A 23,889-nucleotide genomic window follows, 5' to 3' on the forward strand; every position below is an offset into this window, starting at 1 on the left:
GTGGGGTGTTGGCTGTTGCTAAAAGAGATAAAGAATGTTAAAAGCTTTTAAGCTTTGTTTACAGCGAAGGCCAGAAAGCGTATAAATGCTATTTTTGTTAACTCCAAGGCTTTGACAGCGAAGATTGATGGACGGTGTTGTAAGAAAAAGTACTTTTGGCGCATCCTTTTGCGGCTTTTCGCGATCTATAAAGAATAGTGGATAAACGTAGCGCAAATGCAAAGGAGACGTCAAAGGGGTGTGGGGGAGAATAAGTCAGGTGGCGGACGAGGACTAACTAATAATAAGCAGATGAAGAGACTGATTATTTTAATCGTATGCATAGGATTGCTTCCGGTTTCCAAGGTGTTGGGGCAGGACTTGGCAGATATTGATCCGATCCTGATTCACCTGAAAGGGCAAATCCTGAATCGTGAAGATGGGTTGCCGGTTCCTTATGTGCATGTGGTCAACATGCGTACGCACGGCGGAACAACAACCAACTACCAGGGAACATTTTCTATGGAAATGCTTAATGTAGATAGTCTGGCAATCTCAGCCATGGGCTTTATGAAAGAGTATATTCACGTTCCTCCCAAGCATAATCCCGACAGTGTATTGACGATTTGGGTGCGCCCGGTGCGCTTTGCCATTGGTGAAGTTGAAGTAAAAGGCAAGTCCAATGCAATGGATATGGAAGGGATTTCAACTGGAAAACCAGTGGATATTGATCCGGAACTCCGGGGAGATGCATTCAATACAAAACCACCTTGGTATGCCGCTGTTTTTGCCCCGGCCTCATTCATTCAGTATCATACCAGTCGCCGCGAACGGGAAAAGCGGGAAGTGCGCAAAGCAATGATTTCCGAAAAGCGTTGGGCTTACCTTTCTCAGTACTACAACAAAGATCTGGTGATGGAGCTAACAGGCCTGGAGGAAGCCGAAGCTGATACATTCATGATTTACTTCAACTCTAAAGGGATGCTGAACCAGGTGAATAATGATTACGAAGTTCGCGAAGCCATTCTGGAGCAGTTTGAGGAGTACACGAAGGAGAAAGAATTGGCCGAGTAGCAGAAAACTAAGAGCATAGGGCATAGAGCTAAGAGCGAAGAGCAGGGAGGAAAAAAGGAAAATGGAAACGGGAAACGGGATGGATAGATTGTTTCACTTGTGTAATAGTCTTAGAATATGACATCTCTACTTTACCGTTAGTTGAAAAAGCGCGTAGAATGGAAAATTTGGCCAGGGCCAGCGATGGCTGGTGAGTGTTCGGTGAATTCGTTTTTGTTAAGCCGGTTTTCTTGTTTCGGAAGCATATCTATTCTAATCTTCCGATCTTCTAATCTTCTAACTTTCCAAATAGTATGTCTATCTGAATTCTTTTTACGAACTTTGCAGCGATTGAAATCAAATTATGACAAAAAAGAATTTTACGGAAGGACGCCAGTTTTCAGATCAGAAGAAAACGGATCAGGAATCCCACAGTGGATCAGGGAAAAAGCTACAGGTACTAAAAAAAATGGATCGGGAGATTCGTTTGAATAAATTTATAGCCAATGCCGGTATTTGCTCCCGTCGTGATGCGGATCAGTTGATTGAGAAAGGGGACATTAAGGTGAATGGCGAGGTGGTCACCAGCCTGGGACATAAAGTGACAACCAAAGATGAGGTTACTTACAAAGGGAAAGTGATTAGCGCTGAGCGGAAAGTATATGTCTTGCTGAATAAACCCAAAGGCTTTGTAACCACTATGGATGATCCGCATGCGGAGAAAAAAGTGATTTCGTTGGTGAAGCACGCTTGCCAGGAACGGATTTATCCGGTTGGACGCTTGGATAAGGACACCACCGGACTGTTGTTGTTTACCAACGATGGCGAGTTGGCGGCCAAGCTGACACACCCCAGTTACGAGAAAAAGAAAATTTACCACGTTTTTCTAGATAAAGATTTTACCCGCGAAGATATGGAGCAGGTAAAGCAAGGACTTGAACTTGAAGATGGATTTATTGCAGCCGACGCGATCAGCTATGTGATTGCAGATGATAAGCGTCAGGTAGGCATCGAAATTCACTCAGGAAAGAACCGTATTGTACGACGGATTTTTGCTCATTTGGGCTACCGGGTGATTCGTTTGGACCGCGTGGTGTTTGCCGGTTTGACGAAGAAAAATGTACCTCGTGGAAAGTGGCGCTTCCTGACCGATAAGGAAGTTGGGTTTTTAAAAATGAGTTAATGTAATTATTCGCACAAGTCCAGACTAATACCATTACTTTGGAAAAGGAATTTGTTCAGATCATATCACAAAATCAGGGAATTATACATAAGGTATGCTCCATTTATTGTGATTCGGAGGAGGATCGCCGCGATCTGTTCCAGGAAATCCTGGCACAGCTGTGGAAATCTTTTCCTTCATTTCGGAACGAAGCCAAATTTACAACCTGGATGTATCGTGTTGCGCTGAATACAGCTATAACCAGTTTTAAAAAAGATAAGCGAAAACCGGATCAAAGCAATCTGGAGATCGAGAACTTTCAGTTGGCCGTCGAAGAGTACGATCATGAAACGGAAGAGCAGATTAAACTACTCTACAAGGCGATTGCCAACCTAAGTGGGATTGAAAAATCCATTGTGCTGTTGTACCTCGAAAACAAAAAATACGAGGAAATTGCGGAAATAACCGGAATCACTCAGAACTATGTGCGTGTTAAGATGAACCGGATTAAAAAGAAGTTGAAAAAATACATGGACAGTTAAATCCAGCGAAATGGAACTGAAAGATTTAAAATCGGCTTGGAGCAAGTTTTCATCCAGCGATGCCAACCGGCATCAGTTGGGAGAGGAGGCGATTTATGACTTGCTGCGAAAACGGACAAAGAGTTTGATGGAGCGGATCGACCGCAACATCAAAATTGGCTTTGGAGTCTTGTTGCTCCTGACCTTGTTCTTTGGGCTGGACGATTACCTGTTTACGCCCCTTGCTACTTCCGATTATGAATCTACGCCTCTTTGGATTCAGTTGATGGAGTGGTCTGGCATCCTGTTCATTGTTGGTTCTTTCATTTATTTCTGGATAAGTTATCGTTCGGCTACAAAAGATTACTCGCAAAGCAATGATTTATCGCGGGTACTAAACTCCATGATCCGTATTTTGTATGCTTATCAACGTTTGTTTTTCCTCGCTCTGGGGATTTTGCTCTTGGTGCTTAGTATCAGCTTTGTAACCGGTATGGTGATGGGCGTTGAGCTAAAAGCCATTGAGTTGGGAACGGATGTTGGAGAGGTAGGAAGCTCACCCCGAATGGTTCGCAGCATCCTGATTGGGATAGCTGGGTTGTTGGTGATTATCAGCTTGCTTTTCGTGGCTTTTCGTTGGGGATTCCGCAAGCTTTATGGCAACTATATCAGTAAGTTAAAAGATACACGCAAAGAACTGGATGAGATTGAATAAGAAGGTCAGGCTAAAAATCGCATGGTTGGTTTGGTTTAGCTTGGCTGTTGTTCAGCTTTCAGCTCAAACCCTTAGTCTTCGTGTTGTTGAGGCTGACTCTTCCCGTCCGTTACCTTTTGTCAATATTCTTTTTGATTTTCAAAACCGAGGAACCACCACCAATATTGATGGTTATTTTACGGTTAATGCAGCTGAGGTTGACAGCATTGGCTTATCGTATGTTGGTTATAATTCGATGCGCTTGGCTGTAAGTCAATTGAGTGATGGAGCTCAAGTTCGTATGGAGCAAAAAAACAATTGGCTGGATGAGATTCAGGTGGTTCCGGGCGATAACCCGGCCGATGCGGTCATGCAGCGGGTGGTTCAGAACCGGGAGATCCACCGACCCCGAAATTTAGACTCCTACCAATACCAGGCTTACAATAAGTTGACCTTTATGCTGTCGGATGAAACGCGCGAACGTTTTTTTGAAACTGTAGGAGGAGCAAGCGATTCCAGCAAGCAAAGACTTCGGGAATTAATTGATCAGCAGTATCTTTTTTTAATGGAGTCGGTGAGCCGGAAGGTGTATCAAAAACCTCAGAAAGAGAAGGAAGTGGTGATTGCCAGCCGGGTTTCGGGTTTGGAGGATCCATCATTCTTTTTGTTGGCCACCCAGTTACAATCGTTTACGTTTTACCAGGACTACATTCGCTTGTTTGAAAAGGAGTTTTTATCACCTATCTCGCAAAACTCGTGGAACAAATACCTGTTTCAACTGGAAGAAACTTTAAATACTCCCGATGGCGATAGCTTGTTTGTCATTCGCTTTCAACCTCGAAAAAATAGAAACTTTGATGGAGTCAAAGGGGTGCTGACGATCAGTTCAGACGGGTACGCCATTGAATCTCTTCGGGCCGAAGCTGCCGAAAACACCAGCAGGAATGTGGCTTTGTCCATCGAGCAGGTGTATGATCAGCTGCCCACCGGTGAGTGGTTCCCGAAAGCTTTGAATTCGGAAATCCTGTTTTCAGGGGTGAACTTGCCGGGAAGCGGACTGCCTGCGCAAGCTGTGAAAATGAAAGCCTTGGGGAAAAGTTACTTGATGAATCGGGAGGTGAATGTCCCGATTGCCAATCAACAGTTGAAAGGGCCATCGCTGAGTGTTGATCCTTCAGCCACGCGTCAGCCGGATGATCAATGGAACAAGTACCGTTCGGTACCTCTTTCGCAACAAGACTCTTCCATTTATTGGTTCACAGATAGCTTGGGGCAACGAATTAACCTCGATGCGAAAATGAAAGCCGTTGAATCAATGGCTAGCTGGCGCTTTCCGATTGGTAAAGTTGATGTGTTGATGGATCGGCTTGCAGGTATGAATAAGTTTGAAGGCCTGCAATTGGGGATGGCGCTGGAAACCAACCCTCGCTTGAGCCGAACGCTTCGTTTGGGAAGTTATTGGCGCTACGGTTTTAGCGATGATCAAGCTAAATATGGTGGCTCGGTTCATTATCGGGTTGACTCCGTGAGTAACACCCATGTGTTTGCAACTTATGAAAATGATGTGCGGGAAGATGGGGTTTTCGATTTCTTGGAGCAGCCCAAACCGTTTATTTCCCAGCAACTGGACGATTGGTTTCGACGTCATTTCTCCTATCACGAGACCTACCAGCTTGGTGTTGAGGGAAGGCTTTTCCCATCCTTGCTGATGCAGGGCTTCTTGAAGCATTATCGGTTGAAGGATCCTACTTTCGTTCGTTTGCCATTGTTGCCACAGCCTCAGGATTATATGCTAATTGGAGGGCAATTGCGGATGACTTTCAAAGAGCGGCTGTTCCGAAAAAGGGGCGAAATTTATTCGTTGGGTGGGCGCTATCCGGTATTGAACTTGCATTATGAGCGCTCGTTAAAAAGATGGTCTGATCGGCCGTTGCGGATTCTGGAAATGAAGTTATCCGACTCGTATCGCTTAAGAAACCTGGGGGAGTTTGAGGCGATTATCTTGGCTTCGTTGCGAAATTCAGGAGGTGTTGCTAATTTGCTGGCTAGTCCGCCAGCTTCAAGTTCACGCTTACTTTCGTTTTACAACGACGAGTCTTTTGCCACCATGCAAGCCAATGAGTTTGTTGCCGATCGTTTTATTGCTTTGTTCTGGCGACACAACTTTGGCTCTTTACTTTTCAAATATCGAAAGTTACGTCCGGATATTTCCTTGGCATTCAATGCTGGAATTGGATCTACTGAATACGATGGGCAAGTTGGCTTTGACGAGCGCTTTTTGTCGCCCCGTAAAGGGTATTTCGAAGCCGGACTGCTACTGTCTAAATTAATTCGCTTGGGGCTGTTTAACTTCGGAGGAGGTGCTTTTTATCGCTTAGGTGCTTACCAATTTGATTCGTTTGGCGATAATCTGGCCCTGAAGTTTACGATTGACCTTGCGATTTAATGTGGAATTTACACTGTAATTTTGTTTGATAATAAGGAGTTTAACCGGCTTGGAAGCTTCTGGAAGAGTAATTAGCTTAGAATAAGCTTAGCTTAATGAAAATTAACGACTTGATTTTTAACAACTAAAAGGATATTGTTATCTTTGCCGAGCTTTTTAAAAAGGAGAATTGTTTCATGACACATAAATCAGGATTTGTCAATATTGTCGGGAACCCCAATGTGGGGAAATCAACCATTATGAATGCGTTGGTTGGTGAGCGTTTGTCGATTATTACCAAGAAAATGCAAACCACACGTCACCGGATTAAGGGAATTGTAAGTGGCGATGATTTTCAGATCGTTTATTCGGACACGCCCGGAATTTTGAAGCCCAACTACAAGCTTCAGGAGTCAATGATGAAGTTTGTTAATACCGCCCTGATTGACGCCGATGTGATTTTGTATGTCACTGATGTGGTTGAACAGCCGGATAAAAATGCAGAGTACCTGGAGAAGATCAGGAAGTCGAATGCTCCGGTTATTGTGTTGATTAACAAGATTGACCTATCCACGCAAGGTGATGTTATGAAGCTATACGAATACTGGAAAGACCTGCTTCCGGCAGCTGATATTTATGCCATATCGGCTACTGAGAAGTTTAATATTGGTCCTATTTTCGACCGCATTTTGGAGCTGCTGCCTGAAGCACCTCCCTATTTCCCGAAAGATGAGCTGACCGATCGGAATGATCGTTTCTTTGTCTCCGAAATTATCCGGGAGAAAATTTTGCTTTACTACCAAAAGGAGGTTCCTTATTCGGTAGAAGTTGAAGTGGAGGAGTTTAAAGAAGAAGATAAGCTGCTTCGTTTGCGCTGTGTAATCAATGTAGCGCGCGATAGCCAGAAGGGAATTATAATTGGGCACCAAGGAGCCGCTTTGAAGAAAGTTGGCACCCAGGCCAGGAAGGATATGGAAGAGTTTTTCCAGAAAAAAGTGTTCATGGAATTGTATGTAAAAGTTGCCAAAGACTGGCGTGATAAAGATCGCATGTTGGGTAACTTTGGGTACGACTTTCAGTAAAAGCTACAGGCTGAATGCTTTTTTTGAAACAGTCTTGGAAGATTAACAGGTATAAGAAAACGTAGAAATTGAAATTTAGCAACAATGAGTAATATCGTCGCAATTGTAGGAAGACCAAACGTAGGGAAATCAACCTTGTTTAACCGATTGATAGAGAGTCGTAAGGCTATTGTTGATGGGGTGTCAGGGGTAACCCGTGACCGTAACTATGGCAAGTCTGTTTGGAATGGGAAAGAATTTTCGGTTATCGATACCGGCGGTTATGTTGTTAATTCAGAAGATGTTTTCGAGGAAGAAATTCGGAAGCAAGTTCACTTGGCGATTGATGAGGCTGACGTTATTTTGTTTACTGTTGATGTTGAGGGGGGAATAACCGATTTAGATCAGGAAGTGGCAGCCATCTTAAGGCGTGTAAAGAAGCCGGTGTTTTTAGCTGTTAATAAGGTCGACAACAATCAGCGGATTTTGGATGCTCCGGAATTTTATGGCTTGGGCTTGGGGGAGTTGTATTGTATTTCAGCCATGAATGGTAGTGGTACTGGCGATTTACTGGATGCCTTGGTTAGTAGCTTTCCTAAAAAAGAAGCTGTTGAGGTAGAAGAAGGAATTCCTCGTTTTGCCGTTGTTGGCCGTCCAAATGTTGGTAAATCTTCATTCATCAATGCCTTGACTGGTGTTGACCGGAATATTGTGACCGATATTGCCGGAACAACCCGTGATTCCATCAATACCCGTTACACCAAATATGGCCATGATTTCTACTTGGTCGATACGGCAGGTTTACGTAAAAAAGCACGGGTAAATGAAGATTTGGAGTTCTACTCTGTTTTGCGTTCTGTGCGCTCCATCGAAGAGTCTGATGTGTGTATGTTGTTAATTGACGCAACGCGCGGCATCGAGGGACAGGACATCAATATTTTTAACCTGATGATTCGTAACCGCAAAGGTGTGGTAATCTTGGTTAACAAGTGGGACCTGATTGAAAAAGATACTCATTCGGTGAAGAAATTTACCGAACAAATACAAGAGCGAATTGCTCCGTTTGTCGATGTGCCCATCCTTTTTATGTCGGCACTAACCAAGCAGCGTATTTTCAAAGCTTTGGAAATCGCCATTGAAGTGTATGAAAATCGTCAGCAAAAGCTAAAAACTTCAAAATTAAACGAAGTGTTGCTTGAGGCTATTGAAAAGTACCCGCCACCATCGGTGAAGGGGAAATACATCAAAATTAAGTATGTAACTCAGTTGCCAAGCCCAACGCCTTCGTTTGCCTTATTTGCAAACCTACCTCAGTACATTAAAGATCCTTATAGAAGGTACATTGAGAATCAGTTACGCGATAATTTTAATTTTTCAGGAGTGCCTTTGCAAATCTTTTTCCGTAAGAAATAGCAAACGGTTCGCTTAACATTAAGGCATCATTAACATAGTCTGATATCGTATGCTGTAGAGCATATTTCTTGTTTAATCACCTATTTTTGCGCGCTGATAAAAAAAGCGTGTATGAAGTTTGAATTTAAGTTTATTGACAAGAAGCAGGGAAGTATAAAGGACGATGTATTGTCTGGATTAACAGTTGCTTTGGCTTTGGTGCCTGAAGCGGTTGCTTTCGCTTTTGTTGCCGGAGTTTCTCCCATCGTTGGTTTATATGGAGCCTTTATGATGGGGCTGGTGACCTCAATTTTCGGCGGACGCCCAGGAATGATCTCCGGGGCAACTGGAGCGATGGCTGTGGTCATGGTGAGTTTGATTAAACAAGGCAATGAGATGGGGGCTCCTGGCGAAATGATGGGCTTGCAGTATTTGTTTGCAACCTTAATTTTGGTTGGGATCATTCAGATGAGTGCTGGCTTCTTCAAATTAGGAAAATTTATTCGCTTGGTGCCTCATTCTGTGATGATGGGCTTCGTTAATGGACTAGCCATTGTTATCTTTCTTTCTCAGCTCAATATGTTTAAATCTGGTGGTGAATGGCTGAGTGGAGGACCACTCTTTACCATGCTGGGCTTGGTGGCAGGCACCATGCTGATTATGATTGTACTGCCCAAAATCAGTAAAGCCATCCCGGCTGCCTTAGTCGGTATTTTGGTTATTTCGGGCATTGTTATTTTGGGTGGTATCGAAACGGAAACCGTAAAAAGCTTTATTCAGGCTGGTGGTGGAAGTGGTATTAAAGCGGGCTTACCCAGCTTTGATGTGCCCATGATTCCACTTACGCTGGAAACCTTGAAATTTATTTTCCCTTATGCGTTGATTTTAGCATCAGTAGGATTGATTGAATCCCTGATGACCCTAAACCTGGTTGATGAGCTAACCGAAACTCGCGGAAGCGGGAACCGGGAATGTGTCGCTCAGGGAGCTGCCAATATGGTTAACGGCTTCTTTGGAGGTATGGGCGGTTGTGCCATGATCGGACAAAGTATTATCAACATCAAATCAGGAGGACGTCACCGACTCTCAGGAATAGTGGCTTCCATTGCTCTGCTGGTGTTTATTTTATTTGCTTCTTCATACATCGAAATGGTGCCGATTGCGGCTCTGGTAGGTGTCATGTTTATGGTTGTAATTGGCACATTTGCCTGGAGTACCTTCAATGTGATGAATAAAATTCCGGTGTCCGATTTAATTGTCATCATCCTGGTTACGGTGCTTACGGTAATTTTTGACTTGGCTATTGCAGTATTGGCCGGAGTGATTGTTTCTGCTTTGGTTTTTGCCTGGGAAAACGCTTTGCGCATTCGTGCACGTAAGAGCACCGATGAGCATGGAATTAAGCACTACGAAATTTATGGGCCTTTGTTCTTTGGTTCAACAACCTTGTTTAATAGTAAGTTTGATGTTCAGAATGATCCAGCGGAAGTAATCATCGATTTTAAAGAATCACGTATAATGGATCAATCAGCGATTGAGGCGATTAATAAATTGGCTGAACGCTACCAAAAAGAAGGGAAAACCATTCACCTAAGACACTTAAGTATAGACTGTATTAAATTGATTCGCAAGGCCGAGAAGATTTGCGATGTCAATATTGTAGAAGATCCAAACTACTTTGTTGCTATTGATAACTATAAACGCATGTTGAGTTAACGGTACATGCAAAACGTAATACTATTTGTAAAAGAAAAGCCCGGTTTTAGCCGGGCTTTCTTGTTGGGCGCTGTCAGCGCTATTTTTTTTTCTTATTGATCAGCAGTCTTTTGGGTTCCGGTAAGTACGCCGGAAACACTCCAGTGGCTGAAACTGCTTCCAGCATTTTCACCTTGGTCAATCACAACCTGTATTTTGTGTTTTCCTGGTTTTAAATCTTTTAAAGGAACTAAATCAGGAGGAGTTAAAGTTGCCGGACACCAGTTTGAACGGCTCAAATCACTCGATGAGAGTCCGTTGCCAAAGTTCCCTGATGCAGGGTTGGAAAAGCGATAGGTTGCACAGTCTGTTCTCCATGGAACAACTTTGTAAATCGCTTCACCATCAATGAAAATTTGGTTCAGTTTTGGGTTGAACTCATCGCCACCGCCCCAGCCACCATGACCGGTAGAAGTATAAAGGAGTTGTAGGTTTTCAATATCTTCAGGAACTTCAAACTCAACTTCAAGCGTGTCGTTTCCGAACAGACGTCCGTAGTTTTGACCAGACATTTCCATGATGTTGATGGTGTAAAACAAGGGCTGGATGTAATGTTCTGGGGCTTTCTCGTCGCCAAACCCAGGGAAGAAGTTAAACTCCAGGTTTACTTTGTGTCCACCACGATCGTAGTTGCCGATGAAAACACCTACCCAAATTTCGTCCTGGTCATTTGGGATCAGTTCGGTAACCTCTTGGTTGTAGGTTGCCTGTAGTTCCCAAGGGTAGTTGTTAATTACCCGTCGGGTGTTGAAGTGACCTATTCCAAACGAGGTAAAAAAGCGCATAATTTCAGTAGGCGTGTTGTAGTCTGTTGTGCTAACAAAACCTTGGTATTCGCCACCATTATTGTCAACAAAAACAGGCACTTGGTCCAATCCGTGTTGAAGCGCACTTAACATGGTGTTTTTGTCGGTTGTTCCGGGAAGCACAAAGACCGAACCTGTCCGGTCGTAAGCATCGCCATTTGACCAGCTGGTTAACTTGGCGTGGATGCTTCCTCCTTTTTTCCATATTTCAGGGAGGGTAATTTTTTTGACAATGACACTTCCTTTAGAAAACCGGTAAGTTTTGTTGGCTTCCAAAGGCTCATCTTTTACAATTTCGATTGAAGGATCAAAGTTGATCATTTCATCTTCGAAGATCGGCATCGAAGTGTAACGCGATTTAATTTTCAGTTCTTCCAGTTCACTGGCCGAAACTTCTTTAGCCTCAGTTAAAGGGTAGCTGGGGATCGAATCGCGCGAAATCTTCTCAATTTCACTGGCAACCAAAGTCCGGTTTCCATTAAACGTTACTTTCAAAACGAGTGACTCGTTATTGGGTAAATAAGCCTGATAAGGTCCTCCTTTTGCTCCGGCTTTATCGGTGTACCAAACTTCAATTTTGTTGGAGAATGCTGAAAAGCTGGCGTAGTTACAGGTGTAGCCTAATAACTCTTCTTGTTGATTACCAGCTGTTGGCTGAGGTAAAGAGTCGAACGGAGTTAATGTTGAAAACAACTCGTTTTCGTAATTCAGGATGGTTACTGTCTTTAATTGGTTGTAATCAATGAAGCTTCTGATTTTGGCATCGTCTTCCGATAGGTAGGCAACACCATCGTAGTAACGAAGCGTAAGACCTCGTCCAGGAGCTGGTTTCCCATTTTGCACCGAGTTGTAGGTCACTTGGTAAGCTTTTCCTTTGCTTCTAGCTTCTACTTGTCCTGCAAAGAGAATAAATAGTAATAGTAATGAGGTAATAAATGGTTTCATTTGCATAAAATGAGATTAAAAATAAAAACTGGTCAACAAGTGTGTTGACAAAAAACAGGGCTTTCCGGTAGTCCGGAAAGCCGCAAAAATAGAGAATTGCAATGAAATCTCCCTATGCAAACTAGGAGAACTGTCTTTGTTTTGAAAAACAGTTGGTTAGTCTTGCAAAAATTGATTGAGAAGTCCACCGGATTCTTTTCGTTGGTTGCCACCACGAGGAGATAACTCCGCAATGAGCTTGCGGATTGGCATGGATTGCAGCCAGACTTTTCCTGTTCCTCTAAGGGTTGCTAAAAACAGTCCTTCGCCACCAAAGACCATGGAGCGTAAGCCTCCAGCTTGTTCCACGCTAAAATCAATAGATGGTTCGTAAGCGACAATACAGCCTGTATCAACGCGCAATACTTCATTATTCAGTTGACGCTCAATCACTGTCCCTCCGGCATGAATGAAAGCATTGCCGTCGCCATTAAGCTCTTGCATGATGAATCCCTCGCCTCCAAAGAAGCCGGCTCCTAGACGTTTGTTAAAGGTAATGCTGATTTTTGTGCCTAAGGCAGCGCATAGAAAGGCATCTTTCTGCACGATGATGCGGCCTCCCATTTGGTCAAGTTTTAAGGGAATAATGGAGCCTGGATAAGGAGCTGAGAAAGCAACATGCTTTTTCCCCCACCCCTGGTTCGAAAAGTGTGTTAAAAAGAGGGATTCTCCTGTGATTATGCGTGAGCCTGCCGACAGCAGTTTATCGAAAAATCCAGCTCTGGGATTGGAGCCATCGCCAAGCTTGGCTTCAAAGCTAATGCCATCTTCCATGTAAATCATGGCTCCGGCTTCGGCAATGACTGTTTCTCCCGGGTCCAGTTCAACTTCAACTAGCTGCACATCGTGCCCAACAATTTTGTAGTCAATTTCGTGTGATTGCATATATCTAAAAGTTTATGAATTTATTTCTGCTTTTAAAGTTACAAATTGAATGGAATGGAACGGTAGCTTTTCGATAAACTACCTGTTTTTTCAGGTAAACTAATCTTCGAGGGCTTGCTGGTGTGCTTCGTTGATACTGGCATTGAGTTCGAACCCAATCAGAAGGATCAGCGACATCAGGTAGAAGAGTAACAGCAAGGCTAACAAGGTACCGATGGACCCATAAAGCTTATTGTATTGGCTAAAATTGGATATGTAATAGCCAAAGCCAATGACTGTAAAAATACTTAGTATGGTGGCTAATGTTCCCCCTGGAGAGATAAAGCGCCACTTGGTTTTTTTGGCTGGGGCGAAGTAGTATAAGAAGGCAAACGCAAAGAAAAACAGCGCAATGGTGATAATCCACTTACCAAAAGTTAATAAATAGTACGTGAAGTCATCATTGAGTAATCCTTTTTGCGCCATATAGTCAATCGCAAATTGTCCTCCGGTAATCAGGGCGATGGTAATTGTTAGCAGAAATGAGAAAATAAAGAGCAGCATAACTGCAATTACGCGTTGTCCTAGCCAAGTTCTTCGTTTAAAGGTGTGTAGCGAGGCGTCAAACGCACTCATCATGCTGGCAAAACCATTGGTGGAGAAGATCAATGCCATAAAAAAACCCAGCGATAACAATCCTCCTTGTGGTTTTTTTATAATCTGTTCGATCGTACCTTCGATCATTCCAAAAAGGCTCTGCGGAACCAATTCCTTGATCAGTGAAAATAATTCTTCCTGAAAATTATCGATTGGGATAATGGGGATCAAGGTAAACAGGAAAATGATAGCTGGCGGCAAGGCTAAAAAAAAGCTAAAAGCAATAGCTGATGCCCTGGTCGTTATCGAGCCTTTGACAATGCTTCGCCAAAAGAATAAGCCAACATCATAAAGGGCAATATCGTCAAAGCCGGGCAGACTTACTTTTCTTGCCCAAATTAAAAGTTTGAGAAAGAAACGTTTAATCTTATGGCTTCGTTTGCTGAGTCCCATTCAGCTTATTGTTTTTCTATCCGCAACTGATGAATGTATGCTTTTGCCCCTTTTTCTTTCAACAGAAAATATACTCTGAATACGCCTGTTTTTGTACTCAGGTTACCAATGGCATAGCGTGCACCTTCTTTCCCTCCTTGGTGAATGATGGAAAAACGTTGGGGACTGTTTGCACTAAAGAAAGAGGAAACAATTTGGCGTGCCTGATCTTTACTGTACACATCATCTTTGTCAAGAACCACCAATTCGATATTATCATTGAAATAGTTGGACAGGGTAGATGCATTTCCTGTTTTTAAACTCACGATCACCTCTTCAGGTACTTGAGCTGTTCCAGCCAGGCTTATCAGGCAAAAGACAAATGCCGGAATTATAGTTTTTATCCAAAGATTTTTCATCTTATTTGTTTTAAACGCCCTGCTATACTGCATAAACTGTACCAAATGATGGTGGCGAATGCAACAGGATACTTAACTTTGTAAAGTTAACAAATTTCAGCTGAGAATACAGAAACGCTTAGTTTCCTTGTATTATTCCCTTTTGAGGGACTATTTCCCTGATGAAATGTTAATCTTTATCGTTAACTTTCGATTATAGAAACGAAAATAATGAAAAGAAGATTGCTTGTTGCATTTTAGGGAAAATCTTTTCAGTAGCAGCTTTAAAAAAAATCGGTACATGAAGATAAAATTGGTTGTTGTCGGGAAAACAGATCTTTCTTATTTACAAGAAGGAATTCAAGTCTATCATAAACGAATTCCTTATTACTTACCATTTGATTATGTGATTATTCCGGATTTGAAGAATACCCGTAAGCTCTCAGAGGGGCAGCAAAAAGAAAAAGAGGGTGAGCTGATTTTAGGACAGATAAAGCCTGGAGATGAGCTGATTTTACTGGATGAACGAGGGCAAAACTTTCGGTCAACAGAATTTGCACGGTTTTTGGAGAAGAAGATGCTTGGTGGTGTTAAGACTTTGGTTTTTGTCATTGGAGGGCCTTACGGATTTTCGCAGGAAGTTTATCAGAAGGCCTGTGGAAAGGTGAGTTTGTCTAAAATGACGTTTTCGCATCAGTTAATTCGTCTGATTTTTAGCGAACAGCTTTATCGTGCACTTACCATCATAAAAGGAGAACCTTATCATCATGAATAAGGAAGAGGCAACCAGTAAGGTCCCGAATTTTTAGGTTTCATAAACTTTAAAAAAGTAGCAATCAAAACTCAAGGCTCAAAAGCTCAGTATGGAATGGATTAAAAAATACAGTTACCTGATTCTTTCACTATTGTTGTTTGTCTTTGCCTTTGTGCAAGAACACCATTTGCTTTATCATAATCCGGAAAATGAGTTGGTTGAGAAATTTGAGTTTCAGTTGCACAAGCAAAAGGAGTTGTTGAATGAGAAACTGGATGGGATTGAAAAGGTCATCGCTGATTCGACATTTGATGGGAATTACCAAGCTAGCTTGATCGACTATTCTGAGCTGTACCACAATCAGGGATTGGGTTTTGTGGTACTGGAAAAGAATGAACTTATTTACTGGTCGCATAATCATTTTGCCTTTACGAGCCGGTATTCCAGCAAAATGGCAAACCAAGAGCTTTTGGCTCTACCCAATGGGACTTACTTGGGGATTAGCCGACAAGTTGATTCGCTTAATATTATCGGGCTTATTCATATTAAGGATGTTTACGGCATCGAAAACCAGTTTATCAACAATCAGTTTGTAAAACCTTTTAAGCTGCCCGATAGCTTTGTCATTCAACGGGAGAAGTCAGAGTATAATTTGCCCGTTCGTGATGAGGAAGGGAATTACCTGTTTTCGGTAATGCCTTCAGGAAAGATAAAATGTACAAAAGCTCAACTACTTGTTCCTGCGGGCTTGTTTGCCTTGGCATTTATTTTTCTGCTGTTTTTTGTTCGTCGCGTGTTTAAAGATTTTCGACATGAAGATTTTCTTACTCGTGTAATTATTCTGGCTTTGGGACTTCTCGGTTTTTACTGGTTTCATGTGTTATTCCGCATTCCGCAGATGATTGATGCATTTGAATTGTTTGGCCCTTCCTTGTATGCCTATTCTTTTTGGTTACCATCCTTAGGCGATTTGTTGGTTTTAGCAGTTCTGATCTTCTTTTGGAGTCTTAATTTTTCTAAAGATTTTACTTACTCCAAACGACCCAAATGGGTGGAGCTGGCTTTAGTATATGGCTTTAGCCTATTTATGTACTTGTTGACGAATTATTTAATTGAAAACTTAATTCAAAACAGCAGTATTTCCTTCCAGTTGAATCGGATTGACGATATTGATCAATACAGTGTTGTGGGGTACTGTATTGTTGCTTTGCTCTTCTTTTCGGCTTTCTTAATCAACCTCAAAATTGTTGAATTGAGCGAGCGGTACTTTTCACGAACTTGGTTTTTACGAGTTCATCTTTTGCTGATTGCTGTTTTTGTTGGCTTAGTTTTGATTGTGAGTAATGGATATTTGTATATGGTTGGCCTGTTTCTGTTAACCAACTTTTCGGTCGTTGCGCTTCAAAACACTCAGTTTAAACGATATTCACTTTCTTACCTGATTTACTTTGTTTCGTTGTTTGCATTTTTCTCGCTCATCAGTATTCAACATTACAATAAGCTTCGGCGGGTTGAGAGCCAAAAGCTGATGACGGTAACCCTGAATTCGGAGCATGATCCGGCTGCTGAAATATTTTTGACAGAGATTCAGGAAGAATTGAACGTTGATTCAATCATCCCTTATCTTTTATCAACAACTTATGATGAGCTGGAGAATTATATTGAACGACAGTATTTTGGTGGATATTTTCGAAAATACGATGTTGATATCATCTTGTGTCGAGGGTCAGATAGTTTGTTGTTAGAAAACGAAAATGAGTGGGTTCCCTGTTTCCCGTTTTTTGAGGAAATGATTTCGGAGTCTGGGACACGGATTCCGGGAACCAATTTCTACTTCATGGATAACCTTAATGGGCGAATTTCCTATATGGGGCAAATTTTCTATCCTCTGTCAGCCGAGTCGATAGGAACATCTGTCTTTTTTGAGCTAAACTCCCGCCTATTGCCTGAAGGTGCAGGTTTCCCGGAGTTGCTTCTCGACAAGTCAATGGCTAAACCTGATCGTTATCGCCACTTTTCCTATGCGAAATACTTCGAGAAAGAATTGGTGCATTTGAGTGGTGACTACCAATACAATTACTATGTGGATAGTTATGATATTCAAAATGATACGGACGAGTTTGTGTTAAAAAAGTGGGATGATCACGACCATTTGATTCATAATCTGGGAAATGGAAATTACATTGTTGTAAGTTCTAAGTCGTTTGAGTTACTGGATTACCTGATTTCTTTTCCTTACTTGTTTGTCTTCTATTTCATTTTTATTCTGGTTGTTGTCTTTGGAGGAAATCCATCGTATCGGAAAAAGGCCATGGTTTTCGATTTGAAGTTCAAGATACAGGCTTCCATCATTACGGTGGTGTTGCTTTCACTGTTTGTTGTGGCCGGTGGAACCATTTTTTATAATATTCAGGAATATGAAAATAAGCACCAGGATGACCTGAATGAGAAGATGAAGTCGATTGCCGAGGAAATTGACATGCGTTTGAGCGATGTGGGTGAGATATCGCCGGATTTAGTCGATTGGTTGTGGCGTGAACTGAATAAACTCTCCATCATCTTCCGGACAGACATTAACATTTTTGGAGTGAATGGCGAGTTAATTGCTTCATCCAGGCCCGAGATTTATCTTCGGGGGATTATTTCGAACCGGGTGAATACTGAAGCCTATTATGAGTTGATTGAAAATTATCAGGTGAATTATTCCCAACCAGAGAAGATTGGAAATCTTTCGTACCTGTCGGTTTATGAACCGATTATTAACAATATGGGCGATTATCTTGGTTTTATCAACTTGCCTTACTTTACCAGAGGAGATGAGCTGAAACAGGAAATTTCTACCTTCATTGTGGCCTTCATTAACTTGTATGTGCTGCTGTTTTTGGCGAGTGTGATTGTGGCTGTGCTGTTGGCGAATCAGATTACCCGGCCTCTGAGTATGGTTCGCGAAAAGCTGAAGGGAATTCAGTTGGTGAAAAAGAACGAACAGATTGTTTATCAGGGGGATGATGAGATTGGAGCTTTGATTCAGGAGTATAACCGTAAGGTGGAGGAATTGGCAGAAAGTGCCGAGCTTTTAGCACGCTCCGAGCGGGAGTTGGCATGGCGTGAAATGGCCAAGCAGATTGCTCATGAGATCAAGAATCCACTGACGCCAATGAAGTTGAATATTCAGTATTTGCGGCGTGCAAAAGATGAAAAAGGAGAACACTTTGATGAATTTTTTGACCGGGTTACCGGTACGTTAATTGAACAGATTGATACGCTGTCGGAGATTGCTACCGAGTTTTCAAATTTTGCCAAAATCCCTAAAGCTCGTAACGAGGTGTTTGACTTGACTGACGAATTGAATAAGGTGGCCGGATTGTTTGAAACCAGCACTCAAATTGATTTTTCGGTTTATTTAAGAGAGCATGAAAAATTGCTGATTTATGCTGATCATGAGCAAATTTCGAGGGCTGTCGTTAACTTGGTGAAAAATGCCATTCAATCCATTCCGCCACAACGAAAAGGGAAAGTGGAGCTGCTTTTAAGCAAGCAGGATAATCAGGCAATTGTAGCTGTAAAAGACAATGGTAGTGGCATTCCTGAAGATATTCGTCAGCAGATGTTCCAGCCGAATTTCACCACCAAAAGCAGTGGAATGGGGCTTGGCTTGGCAATTGTGAAAAAGATTATTGAAAATGCGAAGGGAACCATTTGGTTTGAAACAGAGTTGGATGTCGGTTCTACATTTTACATTGAGTTGCCCTTGTATGAAGAGGAATGAGAATGTGTATTGAAGCTTGAAGGTCAGGCGGTTAAGATCCGGGCTTCCAAGGTCCGGATTGTTGAAAGAGGTCGGAGTTGGGGATTGGAGTTTCAGGTTTCTGTTGTCCGCTGTTCGCATATCACAGTTTGAAGTTTCCAAGTCTTGGTTCCTGTTTCTGAAAATCTGAATATCTATTTTCTGAGATGTATTATCTTGGCTTTTTACTATCTAAGTAAACCTAGCTTTTGAAGTTTTTCTGAAGCTGCCATCCCATTCGGATTGCATCCGGGAAGCCCTTCCGGAATTGCTATTCCCAAGTCTTCATAATGCTTAACCCAAGTGTCAACAAACTTCCCGGTTACAGGATCTTTGAAAGTCATTGGATTCATTTTAAAGATGGAGTCGTGTTGAAAAGCTTTGTAGATGAATTCTGAACAGTAGTGGCTTGAATCGCTCAGCACGTAGCTGAAATTGTAGGGCTTTCCGAGCATACTGTATGCTTTTTGGATAGCTTGCGGAATACCCTTTCTGTACGGTTCTTTTAAACGATAAACAAAAACTTGAGTTGAGTCGCTTTCAGAATGTGTGAATTCGTTCAGGCTTACTTTACAGGTTCCTCCAACAGAACTGGCATGCAACACAAAAACAGAATCTTGTTCGACAACTGCTAAGCCAACATGCGAAAAATGAGTCTTCTGATTGGTTTGCGTGACTTGGTCTATTGCTTGAGAAAGTGATGCCGTTACTTTTTCGCGGAACAATAGGTCGCTGGTTTTTATGTTGCAGCTGACAATGGTCTGTGCTTGACTATTCATTGTGGTCATAAAGAGTAGGGTGATCAGAAAATGAAGTTTTAAAAAGCATGCTCGCATGTTACTTGGGGTTTATAAGTCAATTTTTCCACGCCTTTTCTTTTTTTCAGCGGTTTGCTTTTTGAGTTCCATGCGCTTTTGGATGGATGCGCGGGTGGGCTTAGTGGCTTTTCGTTTTTTGATGGGCCTTAGCGCTTTGTGCAAGAGCTCATAAAGCTTTTCAATTGCCAATGCCTTATTTTTGTACTGCGATCGTTCTTGTTGGCAAACCACAATCAAGTCGCCGTCGCTAGTTAGTTGAGAAGAAAGCTTTTGGTGAAGGATCACTTTTTGGTCATCACTTAGCAGCTCTGACTTTTGTGGATTAAAACGTAGTTCAACCCGGGAATCGGTTTTGTTAACGTGTTGTCCGCCCGGTCCGCTGCTTCGACTTGTTTTAAAAGTAAACTCACTTGTTAAATCCGGTAGATGTGTTAACGCCGTGTTCATGGCTAAGTTTTTTTGGGAGATAAGCTATTTCCCCATTTTAAAGAGCAATTCTTTTTCCTCTTTCGTTAGTGAATCATAGCCCGATTTGCTGATTTTTTCCAACACCCTATTAACTTCTTCTTGCTTCAAGTTTTGCTGGCGGTTGTATTCAATATCATCGTTAGCTTTTCCCTTGTAGGTTATTTTTATTTTCTGCTTGGGCTTAAAGAGTTTGGCGCCTTTATCCAGTAGCGAACTTACTCCCTTGGTCAGGTCATTATTCTTACGGTATTGTAGAACAAACAGTAAGCCGAATGCTGCTCCTCCAATATGGGCCAAGTTGCCTCCAGCATTGGATGATGCAATCCCGATGACGTACATAGCGACAGCAACAAGAGCAATGTATTTCATTTTTATTGGTCCAATAAACAAGAGGTTGATGGTATGATTTGGTGCCCACATGGCGACGGCAATTACAATGGCAATAACCGATGCTGAAGCTCCGAGCAGTTGTGAAAATGGTACCTGGTTAGCAAAGGCCGGGAAAAGATTGTAGGCAGCCAGGAAAAAGATCCCCCCAACGATGCCGCCCAACAGGTATACGCCAATCAATTGTTTTTCATTGAAGTAGAATAGAAACAACTTGCCCAGCCAATACAACCAAAGGATGTTGAAGAGAATATGCAAAAAATCAAAATGAAGGAACATGTAGGTAATCAAGGTCCATGGCTTGTATACAAGCTGACTAATATCGGCAGGTAGAGCCAACCAACTGATTAACGAAAAGTCCTGGTTCAACAAGAAAAAGAAAACATTAATGATGCGGATAACCAGAAATACACCAATATTGATGTAGATCAGGCGTGTTAAAGCAGATCCCTTTTTAAATGATTCCTTTATTTCGTCGAGAATACTCATGATTTTTTTTTGACGCTAGTAAAAATTGTTGGTATTCTTATTCCAATAACGAATAAGAAGATAGCCAAACAGCATGCCTCCTAAGTGAGCAAAGTGGGCGACATTACTTCCCGGACGAGCAAGTCCCAGGTATAACTCGATTAAGCCGTAACCAATAACAAAATACTTGGCTTTAATCGGAATAGGCGGAAATAGCAGCATCAATTGCGTGTTTGGGAAGAGCATTCCAAAACCAAGCAATACCCCAAAAACAGCACCCGATGCACCAACGGTAGGTACGTTAAGTAGAACATTTAACTTACCCATCAGTGGATCTGTGTAGTTTTTTCCCTGCATCCAAATGGAAGTCCCGTTCTGAACAACCAAGTCAATTTGTTCCGGTGTCATTTTTGAAACGACAGATTGGTATTCAATAAAGTTGACAAAAGTGTGCAAGACAGCGGCTCCTAGTCCGGTGACAAAATAGTAGATAAAAAAACGTTTTGGTCCCCACACACTTTCCAGAATGCGGCCGAACATCCAAAGAGCAAACATGTTGAACAAGAGGTGTGTAAAGCCCCCGTGCATAAACATATGGGAGACAATCTGGTAAGGCTCAAACTGTGGTGAAGCAAAAAAGTGCAGGCCTAATATACGTGATAGCTCAACACCTCGCATACTCATGATATAAGTAGCCAGCAGCATTAAAACATTAATGATGATTAAGTTTTTAACGACTGGAGGTATGGAGCCGAAGTTGGGTCTGTAATTCTGCATAGTCGAAAATTTTATTGTAGGCTACAAGAGCCAAGCCAAAAGTTGTGTTTCGTACAAAGTAAACAATTCTATAGACAAATTGTCACTTTAAAAGTTTTTCAAAATGCTCAATCGGCATAATTGTTAACACTTGTTTTCCCGATGGCGAAAAATTGGGGGTTGAACAAGCAAACAATTGATCAATCAGTTGGTTAATTTCCTCTAGCTTCATGGCATAGCCATACGAGATGGCAGAGGCACGGGCCAATGAGGCAGCCACATTTTCGCGAGCTTTTTCCTTCAGGTCAGTAGCCGAGCTTTTGATATCTTCAAGCAAGGATTCGATAACTTCCAGTGGAGACGAGTTATCCAGCATTCCTGGAGTCCCATTGATGATGAAGCTGTTGTTTCCAAAATCCCGGATGTCAAAACCTAAAACTTTCAGGTCGTCTAAAACAGAACGTAATAATTCGGCATCTGCTGGATTGAGGTCAAACGTATGTGGGAAAAGCTGTTGTTGACTAACCGTTTCATTGGTTGCTATCACAGCCATAAAATTTTCAAACAGAATACGTTCGTGGGCACGCTTTTGGTCAATGACCATCAGTCCTGACTTCACCGGTGTCAGAATATATTTGTTCTTAAACTGAAAGCATGTTCGGCTGTTGTGCTGCTCTTCATGCTTTATTTCTAAGGGGCTTTGTTCCTGGTTAATATGCTTTTCATTGGGAAACTCTTCAGGCGCTTCTTCCTCTTCTTCTTGAGCAAAGTCCCGATACAGTTTTTCCCAATATTGTGCTTTTTTATTATCAGGTGGTGTATTTGCAAAATCAGGAATTGATGTAAACTTCTTTTCTTCTTCAAAAGGATTATAGGTTGGATCAATCTCGATTTCCGGGGGGCGAATTTCTCCTGCATTTTTAGGAGGAAGTGGAATTTCAATACTTCCTGCCTGATCGAAATCAATTGAAGGCACCACATTGTGTCTTCCGAGTGATTCGCGGACAGAAGCTCTAATCATTTGCCAAATCGCAGATTCACTTTCAAATTTAATTTCGGTTTTTGTTGGGTGAATGTTGATATCGATGCTTTCAGGTTTCACCTCAAAAAACAGGAAGTAAGATGGGATACTGTCTGGCGGTAATATTTTTTCGTAAGCTTGCATCACTGCTTTGTGAAAAAAGGAGTGACGCATGTAGCGCTTGTTTACAAAGAAAAACTGTTCGCCAAATGTTTTACGGGCATGTTTGGGTTGACCGATGTACCCGGTAATATTCACCAAACTGGTTTCTGTATTTACAGGAATCAGGTTTTGAGTGCTGTTTTTTCCAAATAAAATTCCAATTCGTTTTCGGATGTTATCTTGCCCCAACTCATAGATGGTTTGTTGATTATGAATCAACGAAAATGAAATATCGGAGTTGGCTAAGGCAATTCGCTGAACTTCAGTGATTACGTGTTTAAGCTCTGTCGAGTTTGCTTTTAAAAACTTACGTCGTGCCGGAACATTAAAAAACAGGTTTTTAACCATGAAGTTTGTTCCACAAGCACAGCTGGTTGCTTCTTGCTTAATAACCTTCGAACCGTTGATGTGAATAAATGTCCCAATTTCTTGGTCGTGTTGACAGGTATGTAATTCAACATCAGCAATTGCTGCAATAGATGCTAATGCCTCACCACGAAAACCCATGGTGCGGATCTCAAATAGATCATTGGCTTCTTTGATTTTTGACGTGGCGTGACGCTCAAATGCCATTCGGGCATCGGTGTCTGACATACCACAACCATTGTCGCTTACTTGGATAAGCGTACGACCGGCATCTTTCAAATTGATCTTAATTTGAGATGCACCGGCATCTATAGCATTTTCAACGAGTTCTTTAACGACAGATGCAGGACGTTGAATAACTTCACCTGCTGCGATTTGGTTTGCAACCGAATCAGGAAGTAATTGAATGATATCTGGCACAGAGAATCTTTAAAATTTGAAAAACAAATAAACTGCTAGTGATAAAATGACAATCAGCATGATTAGTCGGGTATTGGAGCTTTTGCGCGCATCCGATGCTGTTTTTGATGAATCACCCATTGAGCGACGAAATTGTCCTCGAATATTGGGCCGGTAGTTTTCATCAGACTCCTTCTTTTCATGAATACCCATTTCTTTCTTAATCCGGCTTTCACGCTCTTCCATTTCCTCTTTTTCCGGGTTAAAATACCGATAAGGTATATTAAAACGGCGATGGTTGGGTAGATGAAAAAATTTCCCGATCATGGCTTTAATTGTATTGATTGACTCACAAAAATACAAAAATCAAGCCAGATGAT

The 23,889-nt window shown here is 42.0% G+C and carries 20 protein-coding genes; 10 read left to right on the forward strand and 10 right to left on the reverse strand.

What is annotated here, in order from left to right; translation table 11 throughout:
* Positions 1-216: 216 nt before the first annotated feature.
* From BM156_RS06545 to BM156_RS06580, 8 genes are all read left to right on the forward strand, one after another.
* On the forward strand, positions 217-1,053 hold the full coding sequence (locus BM156_RS06545; RefSeq protein WP_139218224.1) for a carboxypeptidase-like regulatory domain-containing protein: 837 nt from the start codon (positions 217-219) through the stop codon (positions 1,051-1,053).
* Between the two features lie 343 nt (positions 1,054-1,396).
* Positions 1,397-2,215 (forward strand): pseudouridine synthase, encoded by an 819-nt coding sequence (locus BM156_RS06550; RefSeq protein ID WP_093919035.1) that lies wholly within the window; start codon positions 1,397-1,399, stop codon positions 2,213-2,215.
* Between the two features lie 38 nt (positions 2,216-2,253).
* On the forward strand, positions 2,254-2,736 hold the full coding sequence (locus tag BM156_RS06555; RefSeq protein WP_093919036.1) for an RNA polymerase sigma factor: 483 nt from the start codon (positions 2,254-2,256) through the stop codon (positions 2,734-2,736).
* Positions 2,737-2,746: 10 nt separating this feature from the next.
* Positions 2,747-3,430, forward strand: coding sequence for a hypothetical protein (locus tag BM156_RS06560; RefSeq protein WP_093919037.1), 684 nt, complete (start codon positions 2,747-2,749; stop codon positions 3,428-3,430).
* Entirely contained in the window at positions 3,417-5,855 is a 2,439-nt protein-coding gene (locus tag BM156_RS06565) for a DUF5686 family protein (protein WP_093919038.1), read from the forward strand. The genes BM156_RS06560 and BM156_RS06565 overlap by 14 nt, the downstream gene beginning before the upstream one ends.
* A gap of 176 nt (positions 5,856-6,031) precedes the next feature.
* On the forward strand, positions 6,032-6,916 hold the full coding sequence (gene era, locus BM156_RS06570; RefSeq protein ID WP_093919039.1) for a GTPase Era: 885 nt from the start codon (positions 6,032-6,034) through the stop codon (positions 6,914-6,916).
* 84 nt (positions 6,917-7,000) lie between these two features.
* Positions 7,001-8,308, forward strand: a complete 1,308-nt coding sequence (gene der / locus BM156_RS06575; RefSeq protein WP_093919040.1) for a ribosome biogenesis GTPase Der — start codon at positions 7,001-7,003, stop codon at positions 8,306-8,308.
* A gap of 111 nt (positions 8,309-8,419) precedes the next feature.
* The gene (locus BM156_RS06580) at positions 8,420-10,003 is read left to right on the forward strand and encodes a SulP family inorganic anion transporter (RefSeq protein WP_093919041.1); all 1,584 of its coding nucleotides are present in this window, start codon (positions 8,420-8,422) and stop codon (positions 10,001-10,003) included.
* Positions 10,004-10,095: 92 nt separating this feature from the next.
* Here BM156_RS06580 and BM156_RS06585 read toward each other — a convergent pair whose 3' ends face one another.
* The 4 genes from BM156_RS06585 to BM156_RS06600 all read right to left on the reverse strand — a co-directional run bounded on the left by BM156_RS06585 (position 10,096) and on the right by BM156_RS06600 (position 14,144).
* Entirely contained in the window at positions 10,096-11,799 is a 1,704-nt protein-coding gene (locus tag BM156_RS06585) for a PNGase F N-terminal domain-containing protein (RefSeq protein ID WP_093919042.1), read from the reverse strand.
* A gap of 150 nt (positions 11,800-11,949) precedes the next feature.
* Positions 11,950-12,717: a TIGR00266 family protein gene (locus BM156_RS06590; protein WP_093919043.1), complete on the reverse strand. Its 768-nt coding sequence runs from the start codon at positions 12,715-12,717 to the stop codon at positions 11,950-11,952.
* 99 nt (positions 12,718-12,816) lie between these two features.
* A complete protein-coding gene (locus BM156_RS06595) occupies positions 12,817-13,746 on the reverse strand; it encodes a YihY/virulence factor BrkB family protein (protein ID WP_093919044.1) in 930 nt (309 codons plus the stop codon).
* Between the two features lie 5 nt (positions 13,747-13,751).
* Entirely contained in the window at positions 13,752-14,144 is a 393-nt protein-coding gene (locus tag BM156_RS06600) for a DUF4783 domain-containing protein (RefSeq protein WP_170846881.1), read from the reverse strand.
* A 280-nt stretch (positions 14,145-14,424) separates the two neighbouring features.
* Between BM156_RS06600 and rlmH the strand changes: the two genes are divergently transcribed.
* Together rlmH and BM156_RS06610 are read left to right on the forward strand one after the other, a co-directional pair.
* Complete coding sequence (rlmH, locus tag BM156_RS06605; RefSeq protein WP_093919046.1) at positions 14,425-14,898, forward strand: 23S rRNA (pseudouridine(1915)-N(3))-methyltransferase RlmH; 474 nt, start codon at positions 14,425-14,427, stop codon at positions 14,896-14,898.
* 88 nt (positions 14,899-14,986) lie between these two features.
* Positions 14,987-18,646 carry an MFS domain-containing histidine kinase gene (locus tag BM156_RS06610; protein WP_093919047.1) on the forward strand — a complete coding sequence of 1,220 codons (3,660 nt, stop codon included), beginning with the start codon at positions 14,987-14,989 and terminating at the stop codon, positions 18,644-18,646.
* 206 nt (positions 18,647-18,852) lie between these two features.
* On the opposite strand, the gene BM156_RS06615 is transcribed toward BM156_RS06610, so the two are convergent.
* The 6 genes from BM156_RS06615 to BM156_RS06640 all read right to left on the reverse strand — a co-directional run bounded on the left by BM156_RS06615 (position 18,853) and on the right by BM156_RS06640 (position 23,836).
* Positions 18,853-19,452 carry a YiiX/YebB-like N1pC/P60 family cysteine hydrolase gene (locus BM156_RS06615; protein ID WP_212733438.1) on the reverse strand — a complete coding sequence of 200 codons (600 nt, stop codon included), beginning with the start codon at positions 19,450-19,452 and terminating at the stop codon, positions 18,853-18,855.
* A 60-nt stretch (positions 19,453-19,512) separates the two neighbouring features.
* The gene (arfB, locus tag BM156_RS06620; protein ID WP_093919048.1) at positions 19,513-19,929 is read right to left on the reverse strand and encodes an alternative ribosome rescue aminoacyl-tRNA hydrolase ArfB; all 417 of its coding nucleotides are present in this window, start codon (positions 19,927-19,929) and stop codon (positions 19,513-19,515) included.
* A 24-nt stretch (positions 19,930-19,953) separates the two neighbouring features.
* Positions 19,954-20,826 carry a rhomboid family protein gene (locus tag BM156_RS06625; protein WP_093919049.1) on the reverse strand — a complete coding sequence of 291 codons (873 nt, stop codon included), beginning with the start codon at positions 20,824-20,826 and terminating at the stop codon, positions 19,954-19,956.
* A gap of 15 nt (positions 20,827-20,841) precedes the next feature.
* Positions 20,842-21,582, reverse strand: coding sequence for a rhomboid family intramembrane serine protease (locus BM156_RS06630; RefSeq protein ID WP_093919050.1), 741 nt, complete (start codon positions 21,580-21,582; stop codon positions 20,842-20,844).
* A gap of 82 nt (positions 21,583-21,664) precedes the next feature.
* Positions 21,665-23,530 (reverse strand): DNA mismatch repair endonuclease MutL, encoded by a 1,866-nt coding sequence (gene mutL, locus BM156_RS06635; RefSeq protein ID WP_093919051.1) that lies wholly within the window; start codon positions 23,528-23,530, stop codon positions 21,665-21,667.
* Positions 23,531-23,539: 9 nt separating this feature from the next.
* Positions 23,540-23,836, reverse strand: coding sequence for a hypothetical protein (locus BM156_RS06640; protein ID WP_093919052.1), 297 nt, complete (start codon positions 23,834-23,836; stop codon positions 23,540-23,542).
* Positions 23,837-23,889: the final 53 nt, after the last annotated feature.

It is taken from the genome of Sunxiuqinia elliptica (assembly GCF_900113005.1).
Lineage (GTDB): Bacteria > Bacteroidota > Bacteroidia > Bacteroidales > Prolixibacteraceae > Sunxiuqinia > Sunxiuqinia elliptica.

Coding starts and splice junctions, on each gene's coding strand:
- BM156_RS06545 (WP_139218224.1), top strand. CDS start 217: ATGCAAAGGAGACGTCAAAGGGGTGTGGGGGAGAATAAGTCAGGTGGC.
- era (WP_093919039.1), top strand. CDS start 6,032: ATGACACATAAATCAGGATTTGTCAATATTGTCGGGAACCCCAATGTG.
- BM156_RS06550 (WP_093919035.1), top strand. CDS start 1,397: ATGACAAAAAAGAATTTTACGGAAGGACGCCAGTTTTCAGATCAGAAG.
- BM156_RS06600 (WP_170846881.1), bottom strand. CDS start 14,144: ATGAAAAATCTTTGGATAAAAACTATAATTCCGGCATTTGTCTTTTGC.
- BM156_RS06560 (WP_093919037.1), top strand. CDS start 2,747: ATGGAACTGAAAGATTTAAAATCGGCTTGGAGCAAGTTTTCATCCAGC.
- BM156_RS06630 (WP_093919050.1), bottom strand. CDS start 21,582: ATGCAGAATTACAGACCCAACTTCGGCTCCATACCTCCAGTCGTTAAA.
- BM156_RS06580 (WP_093919041.1), top strand. CDS start 8,420: ATGAAGTTTGAATTTAAGTTTATTGACAAGAAGCAGGGAAGTATAAAG.
- BM156_RS06565 (WP_093919038.1), top strand. CDS start 3,417: ATGAGATTGAATAAGAAGGTCAGGCTAAAAATCGCATGGTTGGTTTGG.
- BM156_RS06590 (WP_093919043.1), bottom strand. CDS start 12,717: ATGCAATCACACGAAATTGACTACAAAATTGTTGGGCACGATGTGCAG.
- BM156_RS06585 (WP_093919042.1), bottom strand. CDS start 11,799: ATGCAAATGAAACCATTTATTACCTCATTACTATTACTATTTATTCTC.
- arfB (WP_093919048.1), bottom strand. CDS start 19,929: ATGAACACGGCGTTAACACATCTACCGGATTTAACAAGTGAGTTTACT.
- rlmH (WP_093919046.1), top strand. CDS start 14,425: ATGAAGATAAAATTGGTTGTTGTCGGGAAAACAGATCTTTCTTATTTA.
- BM156_RS06640 (WP_093919052.1), bottom strand. CDS start 23,836: ATGATCGGGAAATTTTTTCATCTACCCAACCATCGCCGTTTTAATATA.
- der (WP_093919040.1), top strand. CDS start 7,001: ATGAGTAATATCGTCGCAATTGTAGGAAGACCAAACGTAGGGAAATCA.
- BM156_RS06610 (WP_093919047.1), top strand. CDS start 14,987: ATGGAATGGATTAAAAAATACAGTTACCTGATTCTTTCACTATTGTTG.
- BM156_RS06615 (WP_212733438.1), bottom strand. CDS start 19,452: ATGACCACAATGAATAGTCAAGCACAGACCATTGTCAGCTGCAACATA.
- BM156_RS06625 (WP_093919049.1), bottom strand. CDS start 20,826: ATGAGTATTCTCGACGAAATAAAGGAATCATTTAAAAAGGGATCTGCT.
- BM156_RS06595 (WP_093919044.1), bottom strand. CDS start 13,746: ATGGGACTCAGCAAACGAAGCCATAAGATTAAACGTTTCTTTCTCAAA.